This window comes from Priestia sp. VA7, assembly GCF_055710015.1.
In genome coordinates, this window is the sequence record NZ_JBVQPN010000007.1 from 117099 (window position 1) to 137043 (window position 19945).

Here is a 19945-nt window from a genome sequence, read left to right on the forward strand (position 1 = left end):
ATGTAGTATACAATATGCCGTTTGTGCCTATTGTGATACTCGCCTACTAGGAGGGTGTTTACTTATTTAACTACGTGGTATGAGGTCACATAAGAAGGGCGAGAGAAAATCGACGGCTGCTGATCCACGCCTTCTGACGTACCGCGTTTTTTGTGTGCTTCATTATAGGCTTTTGAAGACTGCCAATCGCTAAATGAACTTTCATCTTTCCATCCTGTAAAGATAATATATGTGTCATTTTGCAGTGGACGAAGCACACGAATAGCTGAGAAGCCTGCTTCATTTTCAATTAAACGAGCTCGTTGGCTAAATCGCTGTTCAAACAAAGGACGGCCTTCATCTGTAACTGAAATATTATTTAGTACAGCAAATCCGCTATCTGCAAGATCTCCAGAAGCATCTAATACCTCATAAGCATGTCCTTCTTTAAAAATTGTATCTCCATTTGTTTCATGAACTAGTGCAAATTGATCGTCATCTTTGTGAAGCAGTAACAAACGTTCACTCGGATGTTCGTCGATCAACTTCTGAAGGTAAGGGCCTGTTCCGTAAGTAATAAAGATCTTCATGGATTATACTTCCTTTCTAATTGGGAATTGCATACAATTTACAATTGTAAATCATACTAAAATTATAAAATTTTACACACAAAAATTCAAAAATTGTGAACTTCTAATGAAGATGGTAAAGTAAAACATTGATGAAGTTGTTTTCCATATTATCAAAAGTTTAGCGAAAGAAAAGGGGTGGCACGATGTACAAAAAAGGCTTATACGCAATTGCTGCCTTAGTTGGAATTTTTCTATTAGGATTGATCGGATATATTATCATCTTGTTTCTTGGAAACTATGTAATTGATGAGAAAAAGATCGTCATGGACTCGGCTACGAGGTTAGTGGACGAAAATGGAGACGAATTAACAAAGCTCTATGTGAAAAATCGGGACTTGGTTTCAATTGATAAGATTCCAAAGCATGTGCAACAAGCATTTATTTCAATTGAAGACGTTCGTTTTTATGAACACCACGGAATCGATTTTAAATCTATTGGTCGAGCATTATACCGAGATATATTGGCTGGAGGAAGTGTTGAAGGAGGAAGTACTTTAACACAGCAGCTGGCTAAAAATGTGTTTTTATCTAATGATAAAACGCTGCTTAGAAAAACAAAAGAAGTAGTGGTGGCCATTAACTTGGAGCAGCGTTACAGTAAGCAAAAACTGCTTGAAATGTATTTGAACCAAATATACTTTGGACACGGAGCCTATGGAATCCAAGCTGCATCCAAGCTTTACTTCAATAAAGATGTCTCCGAATTAACGGTAGAAGAAGGTGCACTGCTCGCTGCACTGCCAAAAGCACCGAATTCTTATTCTCCTATTTTACATCCAGAAAAAAGTATAGAACGTAGAAATGTTGTGTTAAATGCCATGCAAAAAGCAGGTTATTTATCAGCTGAAAAAAATGTCCGTTTGCAAGGAAGAACGCTGGGGTTGAACGTAAAGGAACAGGCTAAAAACCCAGCGTATTTAACCTATATCGATATGGTTATTCAAGAAGCAGAGAAGAAATACAGCATTTCGAGCAATGAGCTTCTGCGCGGCGGTTATACGGTCAAAGTACCTATGAGTACAAAAGTACAAGAAGCCGCCTACGAACTGATGAAAGAAAATCGTTATTTTCCAGGTACAGATAACAGTGCCCAAGGTGCTTTTGTATTAGTTGATAACAAAAGCGGAGGAGTTTTATCTGTTATGGGAGGACGAGATTATGTACAAAAATCGCTCAATCGCGTAAATGTCAAAAGACAGCCAGGTTCTACGATGAAACCTATTGCGGTATATGGCCCTGCGTTAGAAGAAGGTCAATTCAAGCCTTATTCCTTACTGCAAGACAAGCTGAGAAGCTACGGGGGATACACACCTAAAAATGTAGACGGCCAATATGCTAAAAAGGTAACGATGTACGATGCCCTAAAAGATTCTAAAAACGCAGCTGCTGTCTGGACATTGAATCAGCTAGGAGTTGAAACAAGTAAGCAGTATCTCACAAAGCTAGGAATTCCTTTAGAAGATAAAGGACTTGCGATTGCTCTTGGAGGATTAAAGGAAGGAATTACACCGCTTCAATTAGCAGGAGCGTACCGGGCATTTGCTGAAAACGGAGAAAATATCCAACCGTACTTTATTCAAGAAATAAAAGATCAAGACGGAAAAGTGATTGCAAAAGCTGTTCCCGACACTCACAAAGCATTTTCAAAACAAACGGCTTGGTATATGACAAAGATGCTTCAAGGAGTTGTTAAAGAAGGAACGGCAAAAAATGGAGAGTTTACAGGAGAGTTAGCAGGAAAAACAGGGTCTACTTCGTATACGAATGTTAAAGGAGCCACGAGGGATGCTTGGTTCGTTGGATATACGCCAGACGTTGTAGGAAGCGTGTGGATGGGATATGACTCTACAAATGATCAGCATTATTTAACAAAAGGAAGTTCTTATCCGACTCTATTATTTAAAGACATTCTCACAAGAGCTGGTTACGACGAAGCTGCATTTCAAAAGCCAGCAGGCGTTAAAGATTTGCCAAAACCAATACGCTTAGAGCAAGTTAAAGACTTAAAACAAGAATTAACATTCCATCCATTTGGTTTGCTAACGGTAAATTTATCGTGGACACCTTCACCTGATAAAAGAGCTGTTTATTATGTTTATGAGAAAAAAGGAGATAAAGCCGAAGTAATTGGCAAAGTGAAGGGAAAAGGAGCATTTGAGAAAGAGCGTGTGAATCTGCTCGACAGTCCTACTTATTATGTAGTTCCTTACAATTCCCAAACAAAACAAAAAGGAAAAAAATCCAACGAAGTAACACCTGCTCTTTTTCAATAAAATAAGGAAGAGTAGGGCGAATTTTTGACATTTTTAGCAGGTGGCTATACAAGTCGTAAAGAAATGGGTATAGTGACAAGTAGAGAATATAACGTGAAACTTTAATCAGTAGAGGAACCAGTATGTTCCTTTGCTGATTATTGTCTGTCTAATCGAAGAAAATACGGATGGAAGACAATCGAGAAAGGTGGAAATTATGAGTCAAGGAACGTTTAACGATACTTTTTTAAAAGCCTGTAGAGGGGAAAAAACGGATCATGTTCCGGTTTGGTATATGCGCCAAGCAGGGCGTTCACAGCCGGAATACCGAAAGCTAAAAGAGAAATACTCTTTATTTGAAATCACTCATCAGCCGGAGCTTGGGGCATACGTAACACGCCTGCCCGTTGAACAGTACGGAGTGGATGCAGCTATTTTATATAAAGATATAATGTCACCGCTTCCTTCAATTGGAGTAGATGTTGAAATCAAGTCAGGAATTGGTCCCGTAATTTCTAATCCAATTCAATCTTTAAGCGATGTAGAAAAACTAGGAGAAATTACGCCGGAAGAAGATGTTCCCTATGTATTAGATACGATTAAGCTGTTAACAACAGAACAGTTAAACGTACCTCTAATTGGCTTTGCGGGTGCTCCTTTTACAGTGGCAAGCTATATGATTGAAGGAGGACCTTCAAAAAATTACAATAAAACAAAAGCATTTATGTATACCGAACCTAAAGCATGGTTTGCACTAATGGATAAGTTAGCAGATATGACGATTAAATATGTAAAAGCGCAAATTGACGCTGGGGCAAAAGCCATTCAAATCTTTGATTCATGGGTGGGTGCTTTAAACGTAGCGGATTATCGTTATTTTATAAAACCTGTCATGGAGCGAATTTTCACCTCTTTACGTGAAAAAAATGTACCGCTCATTATGTTTGGAGTAGGGGCAAGTCATTTGGCAAAAGAATGGCATGATCTGCCGCTGGATGTAGTGGGATTAGATTGGAGAACACAGCTGGATGAAGCACGTGCATTAGGCTTAACAAAAACACTGCAAGGAAACTTAGATCCTGCTATTTTGTTAGCTCCATGGGAAGTTATTGAAGAACGCGTAACAGAAATTTTAGATAAAGGGATGGCCAGTCCTGGTTACATCTTTAACTTGGGGCACGGCGTTTTTCCACAGGTTCAGCCGGAAACGTTAAAACGTTTAACAACCTTTATTCATGAATATTCTGCAAATAGACAATAAATTGTCAAATAATTTGGAGCGCTAAACTTTGAATTTTTCTTTTTATTCATGGCAAAATGAAGACAAGTATTGAATCTAATAAAGAGGTGTCGAACACATGAGTAAAAAAGTAATGGGATTACTTGTAATGGCATATGGAACACCATATAAAGAAGAAGATATTGAACGTTACTATACACATATCCGCCGCGGACGTAAACCTTCACCAGAAGCCTTAGAAGATTTACAAAACCGCTACGAAGCAATCGGGGGCATTTCACCTCTTGCAAAAATTACGCAACAGCAAATGGAAAGTCTGGAAAAGCGCTTGAATGAAGTGCAGGATGAAATTGAATTTAAAGCGTATCTTGGCTTAAAGCATATTGAACCGTTTGTTGAAGATGCAGTAGAAGCAATGCATAAAGACGGAATTAAAGAAGCGGTCAGCATTGTGCTTGCACCTCACTTTTCAACGTTTAGCGTAAAATCCTATAATGGGCGCGCCAAAGAAACGGCTGAAAAATTAGGAGGACCAATCATTCATTCAGTAGAAAGCTGGTACAGTGAGCCAAAGTTCATTCAGTACTGGGCTACACGTGTTAAACAAACGTTTGATTTAATAGACGAAGAGAAATGCCAAAAAGCCGTGTTGATTGTATCTGCACATAGCTTGCCAGAAAAAATTATTGCAGCAGGAGATCCATATCCAAATCAGCTTCAAGAAACAGCGGATTTAATTGCACAAGCCGCTGGCATTGAACATTACGAAATTGGCTGGCAAAGTGCTGGAAATACGCCTGAGCCATGGATAGGTCCTGATGTCCAAGATTTAACAAGAGAATTGCATGAAGAAAAAGGTTATACATCGTTCGTGTATACTCCGGTTGGATTTATCGCAGACCACTTAGAAGTTCTTTATGATAACGACTATGAATGTAAAGTGGTGACAGATGAAATTGGGGCTGATTATTACCGCCCTGAAATGCCCAATGCACAGCCTGAATTTATCGATGGGTTAGCTACAGTTGTGTTAAAACAGATTGCCCGCTAAGTCAATATAGATTCTTTGTACATTGAACAGGGACGAAAAGTAACTTATAATCAATATAGAGAAAAGTAAGAAGCGAGCTATGGATTTCCATAATCGCTTCTCTTTATATTGAATTTTACAGAAAAGGCGATGATAACATGACGGATAGACGAAAAAAGGTTGTCATCATCGGTGGAGGAATAACAGGTCTTTCAGCTGCCTATTATGTGCAAAAAAAAATAAAGGATCATCAGCTGCCAATTGATCTTCAACTAATAGAAGCGACGCATCGGCTTGGTGGAAAAATTCAAACGGTCAAACGAGACGGGTATTTATTTGAAAAAGGTCCTGATTCATTTTTAGCGCGTAAGCTAGCTGCTACAAAACTGGCAAAAGAAGTAGGGTTAGGTAGGGAGCTAGTCGGAAATGAAAAGGGGAAATCCTATATTCTAGTAAAAGATACACCGCATGCGCTGCCTGATGGTGCTGTAATGGGGATACCAACCAAGTTATCTCCTTTTATCACAACAGGGTTATTTTCACCTGTTGGCAAGCTGCGCGCAGCAGCTGATTTTTTTATACCGAAGACAAAAAATCAGGATGACCGTTCGCTAGGCGTATTTTTTAGAAGACGGTTTGGTGATGAAGTTGTTGAAAATTTGATTGAGCCTCTATTATCAGGAATTTACGCAGGAGACGTTGATCGTTTGAGTTTACGATCGACATTTCCACAGTTTCTGCATGCTGAACATAAGTACAGAAGCTTAATTGTCGGAATGAAAAAGCTAAAAGAAATTCATCCACAGCACGGTGAGGATTCGGAGTTTAAAAAAAATAGCGTCTTTTTAACGTTAAAAGAAGGTCTGCAATCGCTAGTGGATGGGGTAGAAAAAGCAATAGACCCTGATATTATTACAAAAGGAATAAAAGTAGAAAAAATTCACAAAGAAGATACCACATACGAATTATCGTTAAATAGCGGGAAAGTAATAAAAGCAGATAGCGTTATTGTAACTTCTCCTCATGCAGCTGCTCAGTCTATGCTTTCGGAATATAAAATATTCGAACCGTTGAAGCATATGCCTTCCACTTCAGTAGCTACTGTTGTGATAGCCTTTGCACAAGAGGCGCTGCAAGACAATCTAGATGCAATGAACATCGCCGTTTCAAGAAATAGCGATTACACGATTACGGCGTGCACATGGCTAAATAAAAAGTGGCCGCATGCGGTTCCGGAAGGAAAAGTGCTGCTGAGATGTTTAGTTGGACGAACCGGGGATGAAGCTGTGGTGGATCAGCCTGACGATGAAATTTTCAAAATTGTCCTGGAGGATTTGAAGAAGCTCATTACAATTTCTGCTGAGCCTGAATTTTACGCGGTAACGAGATGGAAGCAGTCAATGCCTCAGTATACGGTCGGACATCACGATATGCTAGATACGATGAACGAGCAGCTCGAAAAAGAGCTGGCCGGCCTTTATGTAGCAGGAAGCTCGTATGAGGGTCTAGGTATACCAGAATGTGTAGAGCAAGGAGAAGATGTGGCTAAAAAAGCGGTTAAATATGTGCAGCAGCTGTAGAAGTGGAGCGATGAATCAATGCTCCGCTTTTTTGTCTACTACCTGTAGAGAAAGGTTATACTAAGAGAAAAGATTGTGGTTGAAAAGCAAAAGAAACTTATGCTATAGTAAAACCGTACTTGTTGACTGAAATATTCATTTGGTCAGAAAGAAGGGGATAACGTGGCTATAGACCGAAAGCAATCAGTTGTTGATGCAGCGTCAAAATCATTTGCGCTGTTTGGATATAAAGCAACGACTATGGAGCAAGTGGCGAAGCTTGCAAATGTCGGAAAAGGAACGATTTATACTTTTTTTAAAAACAAAGAAGAGTTATTCGATGAAATTGTGACACGAATGATTCGAGAAATGACAAATGCAGCTGAAACTGTCATTGATAGCAGCCGTCCTTTTTTTGAAAATGCCCAAGCAGCCATTTTTAGAATCTTGGAATTCCGCACCGAGCATCAGCTCATGCTGAAGCTGGTACAGGAACAGCAGTTAGGCACTACAGCAGTGCAAGAAGTGCTGGTGCGAGTAGAAGAAGAGATTTTGACTTATATAAAAAACAAAATCGAAATTGCAATTTCTAAAAAAGAAATCAAACCGTGCAACCCGGAGCTCACAGCTTTTTTATTATTTAAAATGTACATTGCACTCGTCTATGATTGGGAAAAACGGCATGAGCCGCTTTCAGAAGAAAAAATTGCTGAATTAATTGAACTATACTTTTTACGCGGTCTGTCTCAGTGAAATGGGCTTTTTTCATAGAGAAAACAAAAAAGGTCTCATGACGAGACCTTTTTTTATTGTTCATTATCATCTTTTTTTACGCCGTTTAATTCTGTATTTCCTGTTTTTGCATCTTCTTCTTTTTGCTCTACTTCTTTTTCGCCTTCTTTTTTAAGATCGAAGTAAGCTTTAATAGAATCACCTGTAATAGTTTTACTTAACGTATTAGATGTACCTGCTACATAAGCAGAAGGGATGACAACTGCTACTGCTACTTCCGGATTATCATAAGGCGCGTATGAAACGAATGTAGAGTTACGGACGCTTACGCCTTTGTTAAAGGTTTCAGCTGTCCCGGATTTACCAGCAATGTTATACTGACGATATTTTCCAGTGTTAAGTAAACGCCCTGTACCATGTGAGCTTGTGACTACGCGGCGGAAGCCTTCCTTAACAATGTCAATTTCCGATTGGCTCATTGTAATACGGTTTAATACTTCCGGCTCAAAAGAGCTTTGTACGCTTCCTTTTAGTTCGCTATCAAGCTCAGGCTCACGAATTTCTTTTACTAGATGTGGCTTCATGCGATATCCACCGTTTGCAATCGTTGAAATGTATTGAACAAGCTGAAGCGGTGTGTACGTATCATATTGTCCAATACCAAAATCCAGCGCTTTACCTGGTTCATTTGTTACGGTATTGCGAATACCGGTTGATTCGTTTTCTAATTCGATGCCCGTTGAAATTCCAAGACCAAACTGGCTATAGTATGAGCGCAGCTTATTAAAGATAGACGGTGGAATGTTCAGTCTGCCGCCAGGGCGGTACGTTTCACCAGCCATGCTCATAACCGTGCGGTACATGAACACGTTTGATGATTGTTCTAGAGCTTTTTGGATTCCGGTAGCTCCCATATTATGTGAAGACTTTTTCTTAGTGCCTCCAGCAAATGTCATCGGTGCATCATAAAACACCGTTCCGGGCTGAATAGCGCCTGAGTCAAGACCTGCAAGAACAGTAGCTCCCTTTACAGCCGAACCTACTTCATAAGAAGTGGTCATGTTACCAAGAGCAAAATCTTGTACTTTTCGTGCTCCCGTCTTTTTATCTGTAACGAGCTGCTTTCCACCCATTGCTAAAATGTCTCCCGTGTGAGGGTCCATCATAATAGCAAACGCTCGGTCCATTAATCGTGAACCAGCTGCTCCAGATGTCACAGCTTTTGTTAAAATATCTTCGACTTGTTTTTGAAGTTCCATATCAATTGTTAAAATTAAGTCACTGCCGCGCTGACCTTCAGTAACGGTCTCTTGGCTCACTAGGTTGCCAGAGCGGTCCGTTACGTTTTGCACGCGGGCTTTTTGACCGCGAAGAACGTCTTCGTACTGCTTTTCTAAATAACTTTTTCCTACTCGGTCGTTACGGCTGTAGCCGTGTGATAAATAGTACTGTAAGTTTTCGCTTGGTAAGCCTTCATCAGCTGATGTGATTTTACCAAGCAGCGTGCTAAGTAAGCCGTCGTATGTGTACATACGGTCCCAGTAAGTTGTCGTATCAACGCCTGGTAATTCACCCATCTGCTCACTAATGACGGCAAGCTCTTTATCGGTTAATCCGCTTTTAATAATTTGAGCGGTTAACGCGTAACCGCCTTCCATCTTACTTTTAATAGCAATCACTTCAAGGTCATCTTTCACCGATAAAAGTTCGTTTTTTGTGATGCGCTTTAGCTGAAGAGGGTATAAATCGTCTTCAGAAAGTTGACCTTCTTTTACTTTTTGCTTATCCGCTGCGGTAATTTTTTTCGCTGCTGCTTTTGGATGAGTTGCAATCCAGTAATCTTTTAAGTCGCGTTCTGTTAGCTTAATCGTATTTTTATCTTTCTTTTTATCCGATTTGCCAAACACGTCTGTTGTAACAGGAACATCAATAAGAGTAGCAAGCTTTTTAGCTACTTTTAGCTTGTCTTCTTGAGTGACGCCTTTCAAACGCGTGTACGTGACAGCGTTCAACGGTTTATTATCCACGATAACGCGGTCATAGCGGTCTAGCATCTTTCCGCGAGGAACCGGTGAATCTACCGTTTCATCTTCTGTTTTTTCAACTTCTCGTTTATAGTTCTCTCCGTACACGATCTGTACGAAGCCTAATCGTAAAATGAGTGCAGAAAAAAGCAGGAAAACCACAATAAACAGCCAGTTAATTCGAAATGAGACATGTGTTTTTTTGCGCTTTTTAGTTTTCATGTAAACCCCTTCACTTTGTTTATACAAGTTAAAAAATTCATAAATTTTCTTATGAATCTATCACTCTACATATTAACATAATTTTGTCTATAAATGTTATTAGGTGGAATAAAACAGACAAAAAATTTATAGAAATTTTTGCGAAAGAAGAGAGATCTGTCGAAGGGTACTGAAGGGAGTGTTCAATATTTTCCACTCGGTTGTTCAATATTGTTACCTGTTCAAATGTCCTAGAATCGGTAAAATAAAGAGAGATAGATATCAAGGGGGGCAAAACGAATGAAAATGAAAAGGCTTTCAATAATGTCTGGCGTGTTAGCAACATCACTTTTATTTGCGACAGCATGTTCAAACTCAGGTACGGATTCAAAAGCAAGTAAATCAACAGGCTCAGGTGATCAAGTTGTTATTGATATGTTCCAGTTCAAAGTGGAAATTGCAGATCAGCTGAAAGAATTAACGGATGAATATACAAAAGAACATCCAAACGTAAAGTTTAACATCCAAACAGTCGGCGGAGGCGCGGACTATGGTGCAGCATTAAAAGCACAGTTTGCCTCTGGAAATGAACCTGATATCTTTAACAATGGAGGTTTCCAAGAAGCGCAAACGTGGAAGGATAAATTAGAAGATTTATCTGATCAGCCGTGGGTAGATAATCTGTATGATATCGCCAAAGAACCGATGACAATGGACGGGAAAATTTATGGTCAGCCGCTAAACTTAGAAGGTTATGGTTTTATTTATAATAAAGATTTATTTGAAAAAGCAGGCATTAAAGAATTACCTAAAACACTGTCAGAATTAGAAGCAGCTTCTAAAAAGCTTAAAGCAAAAGGCATTACGCCATTTTCTAATGGATACGGCGAGTGGTGGGTGCTAGGTAACCACTTATTTAATATTCCAATGGCACAGCAAGACGATCCAGATGCGTTTATTAAAGGTCTAAACGAAGGAAAGGCAAAATTTGAAGGCAATGAAACGTTTAAGCAATTTATGAATCTGTTCGATTTAACGTTAAAGTATGGAAATAAAAATCCACTAACGACAGACTACAATACACAAGTTACTCAATTTGCTTCTGGTGAAACAGCAATGATGCAACAAGGTAACTGGACGGTAAATATGATTACGAAAATTAATCCGGACATGAAAATGGGCTTTATTCCAATGCCAATCAGCAACGATGCAAAGAAAAATGATAAACTAGCAATCGGAGTTCCAAATAACTGGGTAGTAAACAAAAATGCCCCAGATGCAGATAAAAAAGCAGCGAAGGAATTCTTAAATTGGATGGTTTCTTCTAAAGAGGGTCAAAAATTCTTAGTTGAAAAGTTCAAGTTCATTCCAGCGTTCAAAAACATCGATGGAAAAGGAATTGATTCTTTATCTGATGATATCTTAAAATACTCTGAAGAAGGTAAAACATTATCTTGGAACTGGTTTAAGTATCCGGAAGGAACGGTTCAAGAAGTCGGCGCAGCAATGCAGTCTTACGCAGGTAAGCAAATGACAGAAGAAGAGTTTATGAAGAAATTAGATACAATTTGGGCAAAAATGAAAAAATAAACAAGAAGTCCGCGTGGAAAACGCGGACTTTTTGATGTGAAAAAATAGCTGGTTAGATTCATAAGTTATGAAAAAATAATAGTTAATTGAAAGCGCTTTTAATGTATAATAATAGTCATAATGTATGACATTAGTCAAAGGAGGTTATTTGTGAAAGGCTGGAGCATACGCAAGAAATTAATTTTGTTTTTCTTATTCGCAACGGTTATTCCATTTTTAATTTCGACGATTTTTACGTATCAATACACAAAAGAAACGGTTAAGAACCGATTTATTTCTACCAACTATCAAGTTATTAAAAATGGAAGCAATGATTTGAGCGATTACTTAAATGAAATTGCTAATATTACAAAAAGGCTGTACGGCTACCACCCATTTATTAAAGTGTTAGATGAAGGTGTATCAAGTGACTTAGGAGCCAATCAACTGGAAATATCACGAACTCTTCTTTATTTATATAATACTCGTCCAGAGATTGAACAGCTCCATCTTTACATTGAAAACGGGCATGACTCATATACAGCTTATAATTCGAAAGTGAGCAGCAGAGGGAAGTATGATGATATTTACACTCAGCCTTACTATTCTTATTTAAATAAAAATCATAAATTTCTTGTGATTGAGCCTACCCATGAAATTTATAGCTACAATAATTTATCAACGTTAATTGATTCACTGCCGAATCAAGTTATTAGCTTTCATCAGCGGATTGATGAGATTCCATCAGACAAGTTGTTAGCTTATCTATCTTTAGACATTAATATGACACAAATTCAATCTATATCGCAGCGTCTATATAATGAAGAGTCAGAAGATTTTTATTTAATGAACAATAAAGGTAAGGTTTTGTATTCCTCTGATTCAAAGGTTATTGGAAAAAATGAAAACTACGCGTGGGTGAAGGCGCTCACTTCTCAAAAAGACCATAGTATGGAATGGGAAGATAAAAGCTTCTCAGGCGTATTAATGTATGAAAAGCTTAAACAGCCCTTTGAGGACTTGTACATGGTGAAACGAATTCCTTACAGTGTTTTATATGAGGATGCAAGAAAGACAGCACTTATGAATGTATTAATTGGCCTGCCATTTTTGTGTATGCTCGTTATCGCTACGCTTTTTATATCAGTACGTTTTACACAGCCGATTAACGTATTGATTCGCAATATGAAAGAAGTGGAAAAAGGATCATTTGAGGTGCGGTTTAAGTCGCTTGGAAACGATGAATTTGGTGTTTTAGGAAGGCATTTTACCTCTATGGTAGAAACAATTAATGACTTGATTGAACGTAAATTTCGATTGGAATTAGAAAATAAATCAACGCAGCTAAAAGTGCTGCAGTCACAAATTAATCCGCATTTTTTATACAACGCATTTCAATCGATTGGAACTCTTGCTCTTAAGCATAAAGCAGTTGAAGTATATTCTTTATTAACCTCACTTTCCCACATTATGCGTTACAGCATGAATATGAAAGAGGATATCGTTAGCTTAAAGCAAGAAGTCGATCACGTAAAAGCTTTCTTAAGTCTGCAAAAGCAGCGGTTTGGTTCAAAGTTTGAGTATGAGTTAAATATCGAAAAAGAAGCAGAGCTTATGCGAATACCGAAAATGATTTTGCAGCCTCTTGTTGAGAATTCTTTTAAGCATGGATTAGAAACCCGTACAGGAAGCGGAAAGCTGTTGATTTCAGCGGAGTTGAACGGTGAAGAACTGATTCTAACTGTTTCTGATAACGGAAAAGGGATAGGGCAACAAGAGTTGAATCAATTAAAAACGAGACTTCAGCAATCGTATAATCAAACAGATGAGCATATTGGGTTGCAAAACATTTATGAACGACTTCGCATCTACTATGGAGATCATGCTTCAATGCAAATTAGCAGTCAAGAAAATCACGATTTTACCGTTGTCATAAAGCTAACAACAATTGAAGAAAAGAGGGATAGTGATGAAAGTATTAATCGTGGATGATGAAGAGCATGTAAGAGAAGGAATAAAGCTGCTTGGACAGTGGGAAGAGCATGAAATTACAGATGTGATAGAAGCTGATAGCGGTGAGCAAGCGATTGCGCTTATCGAGGATCATGAACCGGAAATCATTTTTACTGATATGAAGATGCCTAATATCGATGGAATTGCTTTGTTGGAGTGGATTAAAGAGAATTCACCTTCTAGCAAAACGATTGTGGTAACAGGGTATGATGACTACCACTATATGCGTAAAGCTATTCATTTTGGAAGCACGGATTACATTCTAAAGCCAGTGGATCCTTCGATTTTAAACGATACGCTTGTACGAGCTGTAACCCAATGGAAGAAAGAAGAAGAGTCCAGAAAAGTTCATAATAGCAGCTATCGTTTAATCAATGAAATGAAGCCGATTTATCGAGATCGAAAACTGACGCAGTTAATGAACAATTATTTGCTAAATCAATCAATCTATGAAGAGTTTGGTTTCCATCTGACTAGAGAATATGAAGTGGGGATTGTACGTGTAGATGAATCCATTATTCGTTCTTTTGGCGGTGACCGAGATTTAGCCTATTTTTCAATTTTAAATGTAATCAATGAAATGCTGATGGCAGAAGAAAATGGGGTAGCCTTCCGTTATTTATCAAATAAGTGGGAAATTATCATTATATTTTGGAGTGATTTTGAACGCATAACCTCTTTACTGACGACTTTACATACAGCAATTCGCCGTACGTTAGACGTGAGCTGTCGGATTGCAAGAGGGTGCAAAGTTTCTTCTATTGATCAGCTAATGAAATCCTATGAAGATGCGAAAAACTCGCTTTTATTAAGCAATGTTCTTGATCAAAATAAAGTGAAGGTCTACGGCGAGCAAGACGTTTTAGCAAGTGCTTTATTAATAAATATGATGGATTATAACAGTAAAATTGAAGAAGCGCTGCAAGTCGGGAAGTTTGAAGCCTTTTTGCCGGTATTCAACGAAATTATCACAGCTTTTGAAGCACAAAATTATCTCTCATTAAAGCAAATTCTGCATTTTGAGCAGGAATATCAGCTGTTAAGTCAGCATTGGTTAAAAAGATATCACATTCCTTATACGATAAATAACGGTCCTGAATATGTTCTTTCTTTTTTCTATAACCAAGATGGGCAGTTTCAGCTAGCAAAGTATGTAGAGAGAAAGAAGCGTGAAGTAAAGCGCTTTTTAAAAGTAGTAAAAAGGTATAGCAAGCAAAACAATCGCGACGTTATTTATGAAATCGAACAATATTTGCAGCAAAATTTTCATCGAGATGTGAAGCTTCAAGAAATATCGGAACGTTTCTATCTAAGCCGTGAATACATTTCGAGAAAGTTTAAGCAAGAATTTCAAGAAAACATTTCAGATTATATGGTGAAAGTCAGAATGAATAAAGCCAAATCACTTTTACTAAATGAAGAACTAAAAATCTATGAAATTGCGAATATGATTGGATATCATGATGATAAATACTTTCGAAAAGTGTTTAAAAAAGTAGAAGGCATTACGCCAAATGAGTATCGCAGTTTAACCGTATAAAAAAAGCTGAAACTGTTTTATAACAGTTTCAGCTTTTTTTATTTCATGATATCTAGACAGTGATCACATTTGTTTCCGTAGCATTCATGCTGTTCCTCAATGTCGTTTCCGCATTCTACGCACTTTTTATTGGGTAATCTTTTGAAAAATTCAGTCATTTTTTCTAACATTTTAAATCCCCTCCGTTGTTTTTGTTACTAACATTGTATTATAACAGATGATAAAATGTCAATTATGTTTTATAACAATTTAGCCTATTTTGCTATTCTAAGTGGTTATTTGTTATATAACAATGAGTTATTTCGATAAAATGACCAAAACGAGTGTCTTTCAGTTAGTTTTCAAAAAAAAGTAGGGTATACTGAACGTAATAAAAATAGTACGAAAGGGTGATTGAAATGAAAGTAACTGTTATTGGTTTTTGGGGAGGATATCCTGCGGTTTCAGAAGCTACTTCTAGCTATTTAGTGGAGCACGATGGATTTCAGCTGCTTGTTGATTGTGGAAGCGGTGCATTGGCTCAGCTGCAAAAATATGCAAAGCCAGAAGAAATAGATGCTATGATTTTATCTCATTATCATCATGATCACGTGGCTGATGTCGGAGTATTTCAATATGCACGCCTCATTCAGACTCATCTAGGAAACGCTGTTCAGGAACTTTCTATTTACGGACATACATATGATCAGGAAAGCTTCAACAAACTTACTCATAAAGGAATTACTAAAGGGGTAGAGTATGATCCGAGTCAAAAACTTGAAGTTGGGCCTTTTACCATCGAATTTATGAAAACGAAACATCCAGTCGTTTGTTATGCCATGAGAATAAGTGCCGGCAATCAAACTGTCGTGTACACAGCGGACTCTAGTTATTTAGAAGAGTTTGTTTCCTTCTCAGAAGAAGCAGATCTTCTTATTTGTGAATGTAATTTTTATGCCAATCAAGATGGAAGAGGCGCTGGACACATGACAAGCACAGAAGCCGGTACACTTGCTTCAAAAGCAAGTGTCAAACACCTCATGCTTACTCACCTTCCGCACTATGGAGAACATCAACAGCTAGTAGAGGAAGCCGCTGCTCATTATAGAGGTACGCTTACGTTAGCTGAATCAGGATATGTATGGGAATAACAAGGAGGAAAATGAATGTTATTTATTAATAATCAAAAAAATTATGATCCCCGAATTAACTTAGCAATTGAAGAGTATGCGCTCAAGCATCTAGACATTAATGAGACATATCTGCTGTTTTATATTAATGAACCTTCTATTATTATTGGAAAAAACCAGAACACCATTGAGGAGATTAATACAAAATATGTTGAAGATCAGCAAATTCATGTAGTGAGACGTCTGTCTGGAGGCGGTGCCGTTTATCATGATAAAGGAAATTTAAACTTCAGCTTTATTACGAAAGACGATGGAAATAGCTTTCATAATTTTAAAAAATTTACCGAGCCGGTCGTGGAAGCGTTAAAGAAATTAGGAGTTAATGCCGAACTAAGCGGACGAAATGATTTAATGGCTGAAGGACGGAAAATTTCTGGAAATGCTCAGTTTTCAACGAAAGGGAGAATGTTCAGCCATGGAACTCTTCTTTTTGATTCAGAGATTGAAAACGTTGTATCAGCGTTAAAAGTAAAAAAAGATAAAATTGAATCCAAAGGCATTAAGTCTATTCGAAATAGAGTAGCAAATATCAGCGAATTTTTAGAACAGAAAGTAACGGTGGAAGAGTTTAGAGAAATGCTGCTTCGATATATCTTTGACGGAGAAGAAAATATAACAGAATATAAACTAACGGAAAAAGATTGGGAAACGATTCATCAAATTTCTAAAGAGCGCTATCAGTCATGGGATTGGAACTATGGAAAATCACCTAAATTTAACTTACAGCACTCTCACCGCTTTCCTGTGGGACAAATCGACGTTCGTTTAGAAGTGAATAAAGGAAAAATCGATGCTTGCACCATTTACGGAGATTTCTTTGGAGTGGGGGATGTCCAGGAAGTGCAGGAAAAATTAACAGGTGTTCGTTATGAAAAAGCTTCTATTGAACAAGCCTTAGAAGACATCGATATTTCACATTATTTTGGTAATATTACAAAAGAAGAGTTTGTTGAATTAATCTATTAAGAAAAAAAGTCTGCTACATCAGGCTTTTTTTCTTTTTAAACAGATGAGTCTTGTCAATAGAACAGCAGTAACATTATAATAGAATAGAAGAAGTAAGAATTTTTACATTATTATGTCTTAATAATGAATGGGTGTTCATTCATTCATTATTAAAAGGAGGAAGTTATGAGATGAATTTGTCAGCACAGCTTCATAAAACAGCTGAGCAATTTCCACAAAAATCGGCATATGTTTTTATGGACCAGGAAACATCTTATGCAAATCTTGATGCATCGGTATCTAAGTTTGCTGATGGTCTGAAGCAGTTGGGTGTAAAAAAAGGAGATCATATCGCTTTGATTGTCGGCAACTCGCCTCATTTTGTGATTGGATTGTACGGTGCTCTTCGAGTAGGAGCTACTGTTATACCGATTAATCCTATTTACACAGCGGATGAAATTAGCTACATGCTTCAGGATGGAGATGTAAAAGCAGTTATTGCGGTTGATTTACTTCTCCCTATTTTAAAGAGAATCATTGGACACGCTCCATTTTTGGAACACGTTATCTTATGTGAAACGACAGATACAGTGGAAAATATACCTTCTTATTTTCACACGTTTTCGCAAGTTGTAAACAGAGGGGAAGCTACATATGATTTTCTGGAGTTAAGAGAAGAAGATGTGGCCCTCATTCTGTATACGTCAGGAACAACTGGAAAACCAAAAGGAGCTATGCTTACACATAAGAATATTTATTCAAATGCTCAAGACGTAGCAGATTATTTAAGTATAAATGGGAATGACCGAGTCGTAGCTGCTTTGCCGATGTTTCACGTATTTTGTTTAACTGTTTCATTGAATGCGCCTTTAATGAATGGAGGAACGATATTAATTGAACCAAAATTCAGTCCATCTTCTATCTTTGAATTAATTCAAAATCGACAAGCGACGATTTTTGCCGGCGTTCCTACAATGTATAATTTCTTACTTCAGCACGACAAAGGGAAAAAAGAGCACTTTCACACGGTAAGGCTTTGTATATCAGGGGGGGCATCAATGCCGGTGGCACTTCTAACCAATTTTGAACGTAAGTTTGGGGTAATGGTAGCAGAAGGGTATGGATTATCTGAGGCTTCTCCTGTGACGTGTTTCAATCCGATTGATCGAGAGAGAAAAGCCGGTTCTATAGGCACATCTATTATGAATGTTGAAAATAAAGTGGTAAACGAACTAGGAGAAGAAGTAGAAGTAGGACAAGTCGGCGAACTTATCGTCAAAGGCCCTAACGTGATGAAAGGGTATTACAAGCTTCCTGAAGACACGGAATATGCTCTCCGAGATGGTTGGCTGTATACAGGTGACTTAGCAAGAATGGATAAGGAAGGTTATTTTTATATCGTTGACCGTAAAAAAGATTTAATTATCGTAGGAGGATATAACGTTTATCCTCGCGAAGTAGAAGAAGTGCTATATGCGCATCGGGATATTGTAGAAGTGGCTGTTATTGGAGTCCCTGATCCTTCCTTAGGTGAATGTGTGAAGTGTTACGTGGTTTGCAATAATCAAGAGATAACGGAAGAGAAGCTTATTGCCTACTGCAAAGAGCACCTTGCTAAATATAAAGTGCCAAGTGAAATTGAATTTTTAAAAGAACTTCCTAAAAATACAACGGGAAAAATTTTACGTCGTGCACTGAAGCAACAAGTATCCCAGGAGCGATAAAATGAAAGCGATTCCAATTTGGAGGTGGTAAAAGGATGTCATCTATTTCTTATGAAATGAAGGGACACGTCGCCCATGTGATACTGAACCGTCCGGAAGCGATGAATGCTTTTAATTACGATATGCTTAAAGAATTGGAAGAAGTAATTGAAGGAATTCGTATTGAAAAAGATATTCGAGTTGTGACGTTTAAAGGGGCAGGGGAAAAGTCTTTTAGTGTAGGGGCCGATTTAAAAGAACGTAAAACTCTCTCTGATCAAGAGGTAAAGCGCAATATTTACAAAATAGGAGAAGTGTTTTCGAAGATAGAGCAGCTTCCTCAGCCAACGATAGCAATCATCAATGGATATGCATTTGGAGGAGGAATGGAGCTGGCTTTAGCATGTGATTTCCGGATTGCTTCAACCGAAGCGCTTATGGGTTTAACGGAAACAAGTTTAGCGATTATACCAGGAGCAGGAGGAACACAGCGTCTCCCTCGGTTAGTTGGGGAAGCAAAAGCAATGGAACTAATTTTAACAGCTCAGCGTCTCTCAGCATCAGAAGCGAAAGAATGTGGTCTAGTAACGAAGGTGGCTCCCGGATATGAAATAGAAGAAACAATAGATATTTTTATCTCTCTTTTATTGAAAAATGGGCCAATTGCACTTCAGCAAGCAAAATTTGCTATCAAAGAAGGAATGAAGGCCGATTTGCAGACTGGTTTGCAAATTGAACGAAAAGCATATGAGTTAACGATTCCGACAGAAGATCGTCTCGAGGCGCTTCAGGCATTTGCTGAGAAAAGAAGACCTAGTTTTAAAGGGAAATAAGAAAGGGCTGTCTAATTGACAGCTCTTTTTTAGTTTCTTCTATAAGAAAAGAATAATAAAAAAGAATATGTGAAAGCGCAGGAACAAAGAAGACAAAGTTACAGCTGGCTTTTGTCTATAATATTTACTATAATAAGTTGCAGTAGTCGTTGTTCAAATCTATAAATAATAGTTTTTAATTTTTTTCTTTAAAAACCGTTGACTTTAGTTAAAATATATTTTATTATTATAAAGCGTCGTTGAGACATATCGTTAACAACGAAGCTAAAAAAAGAATTTTAAAAAGTTGTTGACATTACGTTGATAACTTGATAAGATGATGAAGTCGCTTAAGAGCGGCGGTTGAACTTTGAAAACTGAACAAAGCGACAAACGTCAACGTTAATTTTTATTTTTAAATGAGCAAGTCAAACATTTCTTCGGAGAGTTTGATCCTGGCTCAGGATGAACGCTGGCGGCGTGCCTAATACATGCAAGTCGAGCGAACATTAGAAGCTTGCTTCTATGATGTTAGCGGCGGACGG

The 19945-nt window shown here is 37.9% G+C and carries 15 protein-coding genes and 1 rRNA gene; 13 read left to right on the forward strand and 3 right to left on the reverse strand.

Annotated features, from left to right (window positions below; all coding sequences use genetic code 11):
- Positions 1–62: 62 nt before the first annotated feature.
- The gene (locus tag AC0C45_RS25445) at positions 63–569 is read right to left on the reverse strand and encodes an antibiotic biosynthesis monooxygenase family protein (protein ID WP_047931564.1); all 507 of its coding nucleotides are present in this window, start codon (positions 567–569) and stop codon (positions 63–65) included.
- Between the two features lie 185 nt (positions 570–754).
- Between AC0C45_RS25445 and AC0C45_RS25450 the strand changes: the two genes are divergently transcribed.
- The 5 genes from AC0C45_RS25450 to AC0C45_RS25470 all read left to right on the forward strand — a co-directional run bounded on the left by AC0C45_RS25450 (position 755) and on the right by AC0C45_RS25470 (position 7445).
- Positions 755–2884, forward strand: a complete 2130-nt coding sequence (locus AC0C45_RS25450) for a transglycosylase domain-containing protein (RefSeq protein WP_074897516.1) — start codon at positions 755–757, stop codon at positions 2882–2884.
- A gap of 196 nt (positions 2885–3080) precedes the next feature.
- The gene (hemE, locus tag AC0C45_RS25455) at positions 3081–4124 is read left to right on the forward strand and encodes a uroporphyrinogen decarboxylase (protein ID WP_472928954.1); all 1044 of its coding nucleotides are present in this window, start codon (positions 3081–3083) and stop codon (positions 4122–4124) included.
- A gap of 97 nt (positions 4125–4221) precedes the next feature.
- Positions 4222–5154: a ferrochelatase gene (gene hemH, locus AC0C45_RS25460; protein WP_016762986.1), complete on the forward strand. Its 933-nt coding sequence runs from the start codon at positions 4222–4224 to the stop codon at positions 5152–5154.
- A gap of 137 nt (positions 5155–5291) precedes the next feature.
- Positions 5292–6713, forward strand: coding sequence for a protoporphyrinogen oxidase (gene hemY, locus AC0C45_RS25465; RefSeq protein ID WP_034654470.1), 1422 nt, complete (start codon positions 5292–5294; stop codon positions 6711–6713).
- Between the two features lie 162 nt (positions 6714–6875).
- A complete protein-coding gene (locus tag AC0C45_RS25470) occupies positions 6876–7445 on the forward strand; it encodes a TetR/AcrR family transcriptional regulator (RefSeq protein ID WP_472928955.1) in 570 nt (189 codons plus the stop codon).
- A gap of 53 nt (positions 7446–7498) precedes the next feature.
- Here the strand turns inward: AC0C45_RS25470 and AC0C45_RS25475 are convergent, their stop codons facing one another.
- Positions 7499–9670 carry a peptidoglycan D,D-transpeptidase FtsI family protein gene (locus AC0C45_RS25475; protein WP_472928956.1) on the reverse strand — a complete coding sequence of 724 codons (2172 nt, stop codon included), beginning with the start codon at positions 9668–9670 and terminating at the stop codon, positions 7499–7501.
- 279 nt (positions 9671–9949) lie between these two features.
- Here AC0C45_RS25475 and AC0C45_RS25480 point away from each other — a divergent pair, with 279 nt between their 5' ends.
- The 3 genes from AC0C45_RS25480 (at position 9950) to AC0C45_RS25490 (ending at position 14771) form a co-directional block, all read left to right on the forward strand.
- Positions 9950–11239, forward strand: coding sequence for an ABC transporter substrate-binding protein (locus tag AC0C45_RS25480; RefSeq protein WP_013081692.1), 1290 nt, complete (start codon positions 9950–9952; stop codon positions 11237–11239).
- A 150-nt stretch (positions 11240–11389) separates the two neighbouring features.
- Positions 11390–13210, forward strand: coding sequence for a cache domain-containing sensor histidine kinase (locus tag AC0C45_RS25485; RefSeq protein ID WP_034656645.1), 1821 nt, complete (start codon positions 11390–11392; stop codon positions 13208–13210).
- The gene (locus tag AC0C45_RS25490; RefSeq protein ID WP_047931567.1) at positions 13188–14771 is read left to right on the forward strand and encodes a response regulator; all 1584 of its coding nucleotides are present in this window, start codon (positions 13188–13190) and stop codon (positions 14769–14771) included. The genes AC0C45_RS25485 and AC0C45_RS25490 overlap by 23 nt, the downstream gene beginning before the upstream one ends.
- 38 nt (positions 14772–14809) lie before the next feature.
- Here the strand turns inward: AC0C45_RS25490 and yhfH are convergent, their stop codons facing one another.
- On the reverse strand, positions 14810–14941 hold the full coding sequence (gene yhfH, locus AC0C45_RS25495) for a protein YhfH (protein WP_013055337.1): 132 nt from the start codon (positions 14939–14941) through the stop codon (positions 14810–14812).
- Between the two features lie 228 nt (positions 14942–15169).
- Here yhfH and AC0C45_RS25500 point away from each other — a divergent pair, with 228 nt between their 5' ends.
- The 5 genes from AC0C45_RS25500 to AC0C45_RS25520 all read left to right on the forward strand — a co-directional run.
- Positions 15170–15901, forward strand: coding sequence for an MBL fold metallo-hydrolase (locus tag AC0C45_RS25500; protein ID WP_016762992.1), 732 nt, complete (start codon positions 15170–15172; stop codon positions 15899–15901).
- A 15-nt stretch (positions 15902–15916) separates the two neighbouring features.
- Positions 15917–16906: a lipoate--protein ligase gene (locus tag AC0C45_RS25505; RefSeq protein WP_472928957.1), complete on the forward strand. Its 990-nt coding sequence runs from the start codon at positions 15917–15919 to the stop codon at positions 16904–16906.
- 170 nt (positions 16907–17076) lie between these two features.
- Entirely contained in the window at positions 17077–18609 is a 1533-nt protein-coding gene (locus AC0C45_RS25510; RefSeq protein ID WP_047931572.1) for a fatty acid--CoA ligase family protein, read from the forward strand.
- A 35-nt stretch (positions 18610–18644) separates the two neighbouring features.
- Positions 18645–19421, forward strand: coding sequence for an enoyl-CoA hydratase-related protein (locus tag AC0C45_RS25515; RefSeq protein WP_034654455.1), 777 nt, complete (start codon positions 18645–18647; stop codon positions 19419–19421).
- A 416-nt stretch (positions 19422–19837) separates the two neighbouring features.
- A 16S ribosomal RNA gene (locus tag AC0C45_RS25520) occupies positions 19838–19945 on the forward strand; the annotation flags it as partial.

Excerpts from the sequence above, each read along its gene's own strand:
- AC0C45_RS25445 (WP_047931564.1), bottom strand. The coding sequence starts at position 569 with ATGAAGATCTTTATTACTTACGGAACAGGCCCTTACCTTCAGAAGTTG.
- AC0C45_RS25450 (WP_074897516.1), top strand. The coding sequence starts at position 755 with ATGTACAAAAAAGGCTTATACGCAATTGCTGCCTTAGTTGGAATTTTT.
- hemY (WP_034654470.1), top strand. The coding sequence starts at position 5,292 with ATGACGGATAGACGAAAAAAGGTTGTCATCATCGGTGGAGGAATAACA.
- yhfH (WP_013055337.1), bottom strand. The coding sequence starts at position 14,941 with ATGTTAGAAAAAATGACTGAATTTTTCAAAAGATTACCCAATAAAAAG.
- AC0C45_RS25505 (WP_472928957.1), top strand. The coding sequence starts at position 15,917 with ATGTTATTTATTAATAATCAAAAAAATTATGATCCCCGAATTAACTTA.
- AC0C45_RS25475 (WP_472928956.1), bottom strand. The coding sequence starts at position 9,670 with ATGAAAACTAAAAAGCGCAAAAAAACACATGTCTCATTTCGAATTAAC.
- hemH (WP_016762986.1), top strand. The coding sequence starts at position 4,222 with ATGAGTAAAAAAGTAATGGGATTACTTGTAATGGCATATGGAACACCA.
- AC0C45_RS25500 (WP_016762992.1), top strand. The coding sequence starts at position 15,170 with ATGAAAGTAACTGTTATTGGTTTTTGGGGAGGATATCCTGCGGTTTCA.
- AC0C45_RS25515 (WP_034654455.1), top strand. The coding sequence starts at position 18,645 with ATGTCATCTATTTCTTATGAAATGAAGGGACACGTCGCCCATGTGATA.
- AC0C45_RS25480 (WP_013081692.1), top strand. The coding sequence starts at position 9,950 with ATGAAAATGAAAAGGCTTTCAATAATGTCTGGCGTGTTAGCAACATCA.
- AC0C45_RS25510 (WP_047931572.1), top strand. The coding sequence starts at position 17,077 with ATGAATTTGTCAGCACAGCTTCATAAAACAGCTGAGCAATTTCCACAA.
- hemE (WP_472928954.1), top strand. The coding sequence starts at position 3,081 with ATGAGTCAAGGAACGTTTAACGATACTTTTTTAAAAGCCTGTAGAGGG.
- AC0C45_RS25490 (WP_047931567.1), top strand. The coding sequence starts at position 13,188 with ATGAAAGTATTAATCGTGGATGATGAAGAGCATGTAAGAGAAGGAATA.